A 9,989-nucleotide genomic window follows, 5' to 3' on the forward strand; every position below is an offset into this window, starting at 1 on the left:
AGAAGAAGATCTGTCAAAAGCAAAAATGGAAATATCTTTAACGCCTTATCTCCAGCGGTAAGTAAAATTTCTGCGCAGAGATTCAGAGATAAAATCCGAAAAATAAGAAAAGCATGCAAAACAAGTTCACTGGAATCACTGGCTGAAAAGTTAAATCCGATTATTCGAGGATGGATGAATTATTTCACAAAATTCTGTTCCAGAGAAGCACGAAAAGAAATTGATTATGTAAATAAGACACTCGTACAGTGGTTAAAGAGAAAATATAAAACAGTCAAGAAAAGCAAAAGAAAAGCTTGGCGAATGTTAGTGCATTTAGCCAATTCAAAAACTAAACTCTTTTATCATTGGGAGAAGGGTATCAAACCAACGATTGGATAACAAGAGCCGTATGACGCGAGAGTGTCACGTACGGTTCTGTGAGAGGCTTGGGGTGAAATCCCCCTTGCCTACTCGACAGAAATGCTCAACAGATCTTGTGAGATGAATCATTGCGGCAATAAAGAAAAGAGACCGTTATCAAGTTTGGTAGATCAGTGGAATTATTGTAAATGTGAATGAAAAAGTCCAAAGGAAATGTGGTGCAATAGAGCATCATCACAATATAAAGCCTGTTTCTGGAATAGTAAATGAGAAATTATTAGCTTGAGTGATCAAGTAAAATTGAACAGGAGCGTGAATAAAGTGAATATACCCTTGATTATCGTTATTTTGTATATGTTAATGATTGTTGGAATTGCATACTACTCAACTAAGCTCACAAAAACCTCCACCAGTAAAGATTATCTATTGGCCGGACAACGGTTACCCTGGTACTTGATTGCGGTGATGGTGACCGGTAATGCAGTCGGTGGTTCAAGTACTGTTGGCGTTGCTCAAAATGCCTACACCAATGGAATCTCAGCAGGCTGGTATACCGGTGCCTGGGCTGCGGGGGCGGTGGTATTTGGCCTGTTCATCTCAGCAAAAGTAAGAAAGTTAAACATTAATACCGTCAGTGAAATATTTCTGAAGTCCTTTGGAAAAATTGACGGCACCATCGCAATCGTTATTCAGGTAATCATTCTATTCGGCATCAATGCCCTTCAGATCGTTGCCGGCGGAGCGTTGCTGAGTACCCTGTTACCGGAATTCTTTAACTTTACCAGCGGGATGATTGCCTCAACCATTGTCTATGTTCTGGTCTCGTTTATCGGCGGATTGCTGGGTGCCAGCATGGCCAATCTGGTCAATGTCATTGTTATCTATTTGGGACTCATTATCGCAGTCATTGCCGCAGTCACCCAGATGGGTGGCGTCAGTACGGTAATAGCGGCGATCCCACCGGGAGATCAGTGGACAAATTTGATCAGCGGAATGGGACCAGGGGTTCTGCTGGGCTGGGTGATTACGATGATTATCAATACTCCGGCGAACCAAACCCTCTATCAACCGACACTTGGTGCCATTGACGAAAAACATGCCAAAAAAGGAATGTTGTCCGCAGCGGTGCTAATTTTTCCGATTGGCTTTGTCGCCGCAGCATTGGGTATTCTGGCAGCCATTCAGTTTCCCGGTCTGGAAAATAGCGCCATGGCGCTACCAGCTTTAACGATAACCTTAAATCCAATTATTGCCGGAATGGTATTTGCCGGTCTTTGGGCGGCGGACGTCTCAACGGCGATTGCCTTATTATTGGGAATATCTTCCATCGTCACGAAGAATATCATTGTTGGCTTGATATACAAAGATATGCCCGATAAAAAACAACTGATCATTTCCAAGGTTGTTCTGGTTCTTTCAGCGTTAATGGGACTCTTTGTGGCCATGAATATCAGCGGAATTATCAGTTTTCTGATGCAGCTACTGACGCTTTATACCCCCTATACCTTACTGATCTTTGCAATCTTATACACACCAAAGATTTTAAGAAAAAGCACCTGCTTTCTGACGGTTCTTTCTGCTTTGATTGTAATGGCTGTCTGGATAGCAGTGCCAGGATCGCATGTCGTCAGCCAGGCAGTCTATATATGCCTGCCGGTATCAGCGCTGGTAATGGTGCTGACAGCGATCTTCGATAAACGGACGGTTGATTTATCCGCGCTGTACGTCGCCGAAATTCCTAAAAACGTTTAAAAGTCATAGCAAAAAAGACTGCGGTGGAAATGACAACAAGATAAACGATCGAACATTACAAAAGACAAATAATTTAAATAATAGAAGGTTTACAAGCCTAAGGAGGCAAAAAAATGAGTTCACAAGAGAATGTTTTTAGTGGAATAAAGGTTGTGGAGTTGGCTACCTATGTAGCGGCCCCATGTGCAGGTCGGTATTTTGCCGATTTAGGTGCCAGTGTGGTAAAAATCGAAGGCTTTGGCGGCGATCCGCTGAGAACCACGGCACCAAGTGAGGGCAGACCCTCAGATCCTTATGAGGATACCACTTGGGATCTGGAAAATGCCGGGAAAAAGGGCATTGCCCTGAATTTAAAAGACCAGGCTGGAAAAGATATTTTGTTTAGAATGCTGGATGAGGCTGATGTTTTCATCACCAACTGGCGCAGCGACGCGCTGCTACGAGCAGGGTTTGATTATGAGACAATCAAAGTCTGTTACCCAAAACTTGTTTATGCCCATCTGACCGGCTACGGTGAACTGGGACCAGACAAAGATTTACCAGGATTTGACTTCACCGCGTTTTTTGCCAGAGGCGGATGGCTGGGCACCTTATATGAAAAGGGCTCGGACCCAATGAATCTGGTTGCTGGTTTAGGCGATCACCAGGCCGGCCTATACCTGTCAGCGGGGATTATGTCCTCACTTTACAAAGCCGAAAAAACTGGTCAGGGCGAAAAGGTAACGGTCAGTCTTTACCACTGTGCGATTTACGCCCTGGGTTTACTGGTACAGTCAGCCCAGTATGGCAACCGCTATCCGATCAATAAAAGAGATATGTTGAATCCTTTTATGAATGCCTTCAAAACTAGTGATGATCGGTTGATCCAGCTGGCGATGCCACCATATAATGTTTTCTTTCCTAAATTCATGGAAATAATCGGGAAACCAGAGTTGCAGGATGATCCGAATTATTGTCAGTTTGAAAACCTGGGAGACAATTCAAAATATATTTACGATCTAGTCAATGACTACATGAAAACTAAAACCGTCGCTGAGCATAAAGAAATATTCGTTAAGGAGGACATTCCTTTTGCCATTGCCCAGCTTTGGGAAGAAATTCTGGAAGATGAGCAAGCGTGGGCCAATGATTTCCTTTGTTCCTTGAAATATGATAATGGCAATACCCGGACATTGTTGCGTCAGCCGATTAAATTTAAAGAAATGGGACTTCCAGAATATACCAGAGGACCTTATATCGGGGAGCATAGCCAGGAAGTGTTAGTGGAGCTTGGTTATAATAATGACGAAATCAGCGAATTGAAGAAAAAAAGAATTTTCGTCGAATGGGATGATATCAAAAATAAGTAAAAGCGATTGAATATGGATTAAATATGGGACAGCAACTACTCTTATGGTAAGGGGGAGTTGCTGTTTTAGATATTGTAAAAAATAGAACAGTATTTTAGAATGATGTTTGACTCAGGTGCTTTTATCTGCTAAAATTTTAACGATATGTGGCAAACATTTGTTGCAGTCAGGAGGAAAACAATTGGTTAAAGAGAAGCAGCTTTTAAAGCGAAAAGCAATTATGGACGCCGTTCTGAAATTGATGGAAGAGTATGAGTTTGATTCCTTAACAGTCAGAATGATCTGCGATACCGCAAATATATCGACGGGAACCTTTTATCATTATTTTGCCGACAAGAATGCGCTGATCCATGAAATACTGGGAGAAATCGATAGTTATCTGGAAGAACAGGCTGTCGATAAACTGACAAATGAAGATGAGTATGAAAATCTGCTTGCGTATGGACGAATCGTTATGCGGCAAATCACCAGTACTGGTCATGTCATTGCCGGATTGATCAGCGGAATCCCTTTGCCAAACACCCATAAAGGAATCAAACAGGAGTGGGATCGGATGTTTTTCAGCATCCCCCTGAAAATAGTAAAAAAAGGGCAGGACAAGGGGCAATTTATCACTGAAATCAGTGCCAATGAAATAACCGACATGTATATCATTTATATTCGGGGTTTTGCGCTCGATTGGTCAAGGCGAAATGGCAGCTATGAATTGGAAGAAAAGTTCAGCCGGTACAATACTTATTTTCTGCAATTTATAAAAAAATAAAATATCGTTTGAGAGTTATGTTCAACCAAATAAAATTATGCATCACTTTACAAAACGAGGAGTGATGCATAATTTTATTTTGTAATTATCAAACTGACCGGAGAAGGGTTTTGAATTCGCCGGGTATGTGTAATCGCGCTAGACAATTGAGTTGCCGATTAATTTAATAACAAGGCTCAAGTCATATTTGCCGGGGAATTCGAAGGCAATTTTATCAACATAGTAATTGTATAACTCCAATTCGTTTTCCATACTGTAGTCATTCGAATTTTTCGCAGAAAAAGCGATGAATTTAGAGTAGGGTAAAAACGTAAAAATGGGGAAATTAGGTTCCTCATAGGTACAAATGATAATCCGTTTAGAAGTAAAGAAAACCTCGGAAGGAACCGGAAATCGATCAGCTACGTAAAATTCAACCACCTGTTCGTCATCATTCAGCATGCCTTGAATATTTTTAGGAACCATGGAAGTGCTTTTTTTATCAGTAATAATAAATCGTGAATCTTTAAAGTCGATCATTTTCAACTCCTTGATTATAAAAGAAAGCTACTCAGTTAAGCTTATCTGAGTATTGTGTAAGCTTAATTGAGTAGCTTTCTTTATTTTGAATTTTAGAAAACCATTTTTTTGACCACGATCGTATCGAGCGCGGCTAATTCTTTTTCCATAACGGCGATATCGTCTTCTTTGTCAGGTAAGAATTCTAAAATAATCAGTCCGGTTATGCTGCACAATTCTTCAGAAGATTCATGCAAGCCAAGACGTGTCTTAATAATGCAACCATTCTTGGTTAACAATTCCTGTACCTTCAACGCTTCGCTTTCGCGATTACCAACTTGTATTCCCATAATTTGTCTCATAAAAAACCCTCCTTAAAATATTCAAAAGTATTTATATTTTATTAAAATACCCAAATAAAACAGAGTTAAACCTTTGCGCGAAAAATAATTTAGCGGCAGATGTGCCACTGAGTATTTATAATTCGTCTTTCAAGCACCAACTCACGTTTTTTCCCAGTTCATTGTTTTCACCGGGAATCCAAATGTCGATTTTCAGGTTTTCAAGTTTAGCCACAGACTCGGTGTCATTCAATTCTTTCGCTTTTTCATAAGCTTTGATGATCCAATTTTTTGTCAGCTTCTGGAAATCACCACCCTCGGTTTGGATATAATCATTTCTAATATTTAGTTTTCCGTCAATTACTTTGCTTGAGTATCTTAAGCCCATTTTCGTATCCTCCTAAGATTTGTTGTAAATTTTTCTATCTCCATTATATCTTGTTCTGCCATAACTTGACATACTATTTTGAAATATTTCGATAAATTTGCATTAATAGTGTTTAAGGGTGCTTTGATTTGACTTTTCATCATTAGTAGCGTATGGTAAAATTTAGTTTAATAATGGAGAGATACCAAAAATAATGAGCGTAGGTGAAATGAGTGAATGAAATTACCATAATCCCCCATCGTATTGATCGGGAAGAACTGTTTGAACGGATGCATATTTCGGAGGATCGGCCAAACTATCTGAAATTCAAAAAAAGCTATCAAAATTTGTATGAGTCATTACCGGACTTATTGAACATCCAGGCCACGCATGTCCTAAAAGAAAATGATGACCAGGAAAAGATTCATAAAGGACTATGCGAGGTTAGTCATATTGTCTATTGTCTGGTGACCTTGGGGTCAAAAATCAGTGAACAGTCGACAGCGTATTTTGCCGAGAAAGACTATTTAAACGGTCTGATGATAGATGCCATGGCTGATATCTTGCTGTTTAATGCATCAAATGACTATTATGACACGGTAAAAAGGGATGTCTATGAAGAACAGGGTTATGCGCTGACCCTCCGTTACTCACCCGATGATAATATTATACCCATGCAGATACAGAAAAAAATACTGGAATATGTCAATGGCGAAGAACTTTTAACGGTAGGGATCTCGGCAGGGTATATGTATAATCCGGTCAAGACCCTGGGTTATGTCTATGGTGCGGATCGCAGCATTGAACTGGCTAAAAAAGATCATGACTGTGTGATGTGCTCAAATTTCACCTGTGAATATCGAAATATTGATTAATTTAAAAATGGTTTTTGCAGGGTCTTGCAGAAACCATTTTTAATTTTGATAACGGGAAGATTGCTTTCTCGACTCGGCATCCTGGTCTCTTTCCTTTAACGGCTCATGGTCTCAATGGGAAAGAGCTTTTTTTATTTTTTGCATAATTCAGCATTGAATAAACAACTTCCCTCTGGGACATAATTAAAGTGCTAAATTAAAATTTTCATAAGGTGTTCATAACCATTAACAATAATTGGAAAAAAGTCAGCATTTTTGAAAAATAAATTGACAAAATAGTAAACCATGCTATACTACATATAAGGACTGGTCATGACCACTACTGATGTGCTAATGCTATTCGACCAAATCATAGAAAAATTTCGTTTTAAAGAAATGTTATCTCAGTTATTACAGATATTAGTTAATTGCAAAAATGTTTGTTGTTTTTGTATGAGCTATACATAAATATTTAAGGAGAGTTCAATGCAAATAGAAACCATCGAAAGAAAAGCATTTGAGATTCGGAAACACATTGTTCACACGGTAATTAATAATGGTGACGGTCATGCCGGGCCATCGTTGTCTTGTACGGATATTCTGGCAACCTTGTATTTTGATATTATGGATGTCAGAGTTGATGAACCCAAATGGTCCGATCGCGATCGGTTTGTTCTCAGTGCGGGTCACAAATGTCTGGCACTTTATGGAACCCTGATTGAAAAGGGATTTGAAAAAGCTGATGTATTGGAAACATATAATCAGTTGGGATCAAAAGTGCCAGGTCATCCCGACATGAAAAAATTCAATGGCGTTGATTTTAGCTCCGGTGCATTGGGACACGGTTTGCCAATTGGCGCTGGAATGGCTCTAAATGCAAAACTTAAAGGCGAAAAAAATCGTGTTTTTGTCTTGATGGGGGATGGCGAACAAGGAGAAGGATCCAATTGGGAAGCGGCAATGTTTGCAAGTCATCACGGCCTGGACAACCTAGTTGGTATCATTGATCGAAACGGCCTTCAAATTAATGGCAGTACCCGTGATGTTTTAGACACCCGTGATTTGAGGGAAAAGTATTCCGCATTTGGCTGGTCGGTTAAAGTTGTCGATGGCCATAATATTGAGGAGCTTTTAAATACTTTTCAATCAATCCCTTTTCAAAAAGGGAAGCCAAGTATGGTGATCGCAAACACCATTAAAAGTAAAGGGATGCCTTTCGCTGAGGGAAATGTGAAATATCACCACTGGAATCCTGGTAAAAATTCACAGGAATCAAAAGATGCACTGGACGCACTTGAACGATATGCAAACGATAAAGGATGGATAAAATGACAGTTAAACAGCGAAATCCGCGGGATGTATTTGGGGAAGTATTGTTAGAACTGGGTAGAGAGAATGATAGTATTATGGCGGTGTCTTGTGATTCAGGAGCAGGATCGGGTATGAACCCCTTCAAGCAGGCGTTGCCACATCAATATTTAGAGGTCGGGATCAACGAACAGAATGCCATTGGTGTTTGTGCTGGGTTAGCTGAAGGTGGTTCTATTCCGGTTGTCTCAGCGATTGCACCGTTCATCTCAATGCGTGCTTTTGAGCAGGTGCGAAACGATTTAGGTTATGCTAATATGAACGTAAAAGTAATTGGCTCAAGCAGTGGCTTGTCACATTCAGCGTTGGGATCAACCCATCAGGCCATTGAAGATTTAACACTGATGCGAGTCATACCGAACATGGTGGTCTTTAATCCTGGTGATTGTTATGAAGTCGAAATGTCATTACGGGAAGCAATTAAACATAAAGGACCCGTTTATATCAGAATGCCGCGTCACCCGATGGCTGAACCTTTAGATGAGTCACAACGCCATTTCAAATTGGGAAAAGGCGAAATTTTAATGAACACCGGAGATGAGATTGTGATAGCCGTTTCGGGAACCTTAACGGTTGATGGTTTAATGACGGGGAAAATCCTCGATGAAATGGGATATGGGGTAAAGGTTCTGAATTTTACAACAGTAAAACCATTGGATACTGAGCTCCTGTATGACGCATATAAAGATGCAAAATATTTATTTACTTTAGAAGAACATTCGCAAATCGGCGGTTTTGGCAGTGCTGTACTGGAAGCATTAGGTTCTGTTAAGCATGGAGTTCCGATTCATATTGTTGGTATTACCGATGGCTCCATTAATACCGGCCCCTATCGGGAATTACTGGATGCCTACGGTCTTACCTGGGAAAAGGTCGTAGACCGGATTCTAAATGTGATTCAAAAATAATGTAATTCAAAAATAATAAAAATAAATTTAGAGGAGAAAATAATGAAGACTGTCAGTTGTACCTTGAATACCTTATTGAATGATGACGTTTCTCTAATTGATGATCAAAAGAGCGATGTTAGTCGCGTCCTTGATTTTGATTTGCCATTAGGAGAATATGATTTTTTAAAGAAACATGTAAAAAAAATTGGCGTAACCAAGGAATTCAGTAAAGTTATTTCGACATTTAAAACGCCGGAAAATGAAACCCCTGAGGGTTTTCGGGTAGAATATCGGCTGGAATCCAATGGGATCCTGAGAGCTGATTTGATCCGCGATATTTCTTATGATAAAAATGGCAAAAAACGCCCAACCAATGTACTTTTTTCAGCTGATTCCGCCAACCCATACGAGGTAAAACCGATCAGTAAAATGATTGCAAATCTGACTTGTAATCCCGGTATTATCTACGATTTGTTTATCAATAACCCGAAGGCTAATATAGGCAATCAATTCAAAACACGGGATGAAGTAATGGAAGAAATCGGGCGGATCTTGGGACCGGGAGCTGACATCAGTGTTGAACTGAATGATCCGTTTGGCAAGTCTGATACTGAGCTTTTGGAAGAAGCCGAAAAATTTAAGGAAATGCTTTCCGAATATCGTGTGGTTATTAAGGTTCCGCACACCGGGCCGGTTACAAATGCAAACGTTTCAGAACTTCTTTCGGGAAATAAAAAGCTTGGTAAATCATTCACGGATGTGACAACTGAAGGCGCTTTCCGAGGTCATAATCTGGCACTGATGCTCAAAGAACATGGTTTTAGAGTGAACTTTACATTAATGTTTGAACCATACCAGACGGCATTGGCGTTACAGGCAAAACCATATTTCGTAAACAGTTTCATTCGGCATCGATTAATGCAATCAGAAAGCATGGAGCTGAATTTAAAGCAATATAACGCAACTGGTGATCTGAAATTTATAAAAAATATCCAGGATATGTTTTTTGAAAAAGATTATCTCAATATGGATCAGACTCAAATGGACTTGCTAATGGTTAAGAAGATGGCTGAAGACATGTTAAGATATCGTCACTTTGATGATCCTGAAGGCTCAGACGGATTAGATAGTGTGCGACATAATTTAAGACTTTTTAAAAATACAAATTTGGATGATACAAGACTCATTATCTGTAGTATGGAAGGTGAGCTTAATTACCCGGATATTGACAAATTGCTGGTGGAAAAAGAATTTGAAGACCTTGTTCATCGCGTTGTTATTACGGCGGAGCCAAAATACCTGGCAAGGTTTACTTCCTGCAATCAAGTGGTATCGTATCAACGCCGATTTATGAATGCCGCTAATGGACAAAAATGATAAAAATTATCAGAGATGATTTATTTTTTCATCGGAGTGTGTTATACTCGTTCTAGGTGGTCATGAC

At 39.8% G+C, this 9,989-nt stretch carries 11 protein-coding genes; 8 read left to right on the top strand and 3 right to left on the bottom strand.

Annotated features, from left to right (window positions below):
* The 4 genes from Q7J41_RS05790 to Q7J41_RS05805 all read left to right on the top strand — a co-directional run.
* A partial coding sequence (locus Q7J41_RS05790; RefSeq protein WP_304886132.1) for a group II intron maturase-specific domain-containing protein occupies nt 1-381 on the top strand: 381 nt, incomplete at its 5' end.
* A 303-nt stretch (nt 382-684) separates the two neighbouring features.
* On the top strand, nt 685-2,115 hold the full coding sequence (locus tag Q7J41_RS05795; protein ID WP_304886134.1) for a sodium:solute symporter family protein: 1,431 nt from the start codon (nt 685-687) through the stop codon (nt 2,113-2,115).
* Nucleotides 2,116-2,228: 113 nt separating this feature from the next.
* Nucleotides 2,229-3,464, top strand: coding sequence for a CaiB/BaiF CoA-transferase family protein (locus Q7J41_RS05800; RefSeq protein WP_304886136.1), 1,236 nt, complete (start codon nt 2,229-2,231; stop codon nt 3,462-3,464).
* 181 nt (nt 3,465-3,645) lie between these two features.
* The gene (locus tag Q7J41_RS05805) at nt 3,646-4,227 is read left to right on the top strand and encodes a TetR/AcrR family transcriptional regulator (RefSeq protein ID WP_304886137.1); all 582 of its coding nucleotides are present in this window, start codon (nt 3,646-3,648) and stop codon (nt 4,225-4,227) included.
* A gap of 138 nt (nt 4,228-4,365) precedes the next feature.
* Here Q7J41_RS05805 and Q7J41_RS05810 read toward each other — a convergent pair whose 3' ends face one another.
* The 3 genes from Q7J41_RS05810 to Q7J41_RS05820 all read right to left on the bottom strand — a co-directional run bounded on the left by Q7J41_RS05810 (nt 4,366) and on the right by Q7J41_RS05820 (nt 5,454).
* Entirely contained in the window at nt 4,366-4,746 is a 381-nt protein-coding gene (locus Q7J41_RS05810; RefSeq protein WP_304886139.1) for a hypothetical protein, read from the bottom strand.
* A 92-nt stretch (nt 4,747-4,838) separates the two neighbouring features.
* Nucleotides 4,839-5,087, bottom strand: coding sequence for a hypothetical protein (locus tag Q7J41_RS05815; protein ID WP_304886140.1), 249 nt, complete (start codon nt 5,085-5,087; stop codon nt 4,839-4,841).
* A gap of 115 nt (nt 5,088-5,202) precedes the next feature.
* On the bottom strand, nt 5,203-5,454 hold the full coding sequence (locus tag Q7J41_RS05820; protein ID WP_304886142.1) for a hypothetical protein: 252 nt from the start codon (nt 5,452-5,454) through the stop codon (nt 5,203-5,205).
* A 212-nt stretch (nt 5,455-5,666) separates the two neighbouring features.
* On the opposite strand from Q7J41_RS05820, the gene Q7J41_RS05825 reads away from it, so the two are divergent.
* The 4 genes from Q7J41_RS05825 to Q7J41_RS05840 all read left to right on the top strand — a co-directional run bounded on the left by Q7J41_RS05825 (nt 5,667) and on the right by Q7J41_RS05840 (nt 9,922).
* A complete protein-coding gene (locus Q7J41_RS05825; protein ID WP_304886144.1) occupies nt 5,667-6,308 on the top strand; it encodes a 5-methyltetrahydrofolate--homocysteine methyltransferase in 642 nt (213 codons plus the stop codon).
* Nucleotides 6,309-6,773: 465 nt separating this feature from the next.
* Nucleotides 6,774-7,619: a transketolase gene (locus tag Q7J41_RS05830; protein WP_304886146.1), complete on the top strand. Its 846-nt coding sequence runs from the start codon at nt 6,774-6,776 to the stop codon at nt 7,617-7,619.
* On the top strand, nt 7,616-8,563 hold the full coding sequence (locus Q7J41_RS05835; protein WP_304886148.1) for a transketolase family protein: 948 nt from the start codon (nt 7,616-7,618) through the stop codon (nt 8,561-8,563). Before Q7J41_RS05830 ends, Q7J41_RS05835 begins: the two co-directional genes overlap by 4 nt.
* A 42-nt stretch (nt 8,564-8,605) precedes the next feature.
* A complete protein-coding gene (locus Q7J41_RS05840) occupies nt 8,606-9,922 on the top strand; it encodes a transaldolase family protein (protein ID WP_304886150.1) in 1,317 nt (438 codons plus the stop codon).
* The last annotated feature ends 67 nt before the right edge of the window (nt 9,923-9,989 follow it).

Source organism: Acetobacterium sp., from assembly GCF_030652775.1.
Lineage (GTDB): Bacteria > Bacillota > Clostridia > Eubacteriales > Eubacteriaceae > Acetobacterium.

Excerpts from the sequence above, each read along its gene's own strand:
- Q7J41_RS05815 (WP_304886140.1), bottom strand. The coding sequence starts at position 5,087 with ATGAGACAAATTATGGGAATACAAGTTGGTAATCGCGAAAGCGAAGCG.
- Q7J41_RS05800 (WP_304886136.1), top strand. The coding sequence starts at position 2,229 with ATGAGTTCACAAGAGAATGTTTTTAGTGGAATAAAGGTTGTGGAGTTG.
- Q7J41_RS05840 (WP_304886150.1), top strand. The coding sequence starts at position 8,606 with ATGAAGACTGTCAGTTGTACCTTGAATACCTTATTGAATGATGACGTT.
- Q7J41_RS05810 (WP_304886139.1), bottom strand. The coding sequence starts at position 4,746 with ATGATCGACTTTAAAGATTCACGATTTATTATTACTGATAAAAAAAGC.
- Q7J41_RS05830 (WP_304886146.1), top strand. The coding sequence starts at position 6,774 with ATGCAAATAGAAACCATCGAAAGAAAAGCATTTGAGATTCGGAAACAC.
- Q7J41_RS05820 (WP_304886142.1), bottom strand. The coding sequence starts at position 5,454 with ATGGGCTTAAGATACTCAAGCAAAGTAATTGACGGAAAACTAAATATT.
- Q7J41_RS05835 (WP_304886148.1), top strand. The coding sequence starts at position 7,616 with ATGACAGTTAAACAGCGAAATCCGCGGGATGTATTTGGGGAAGTATTG.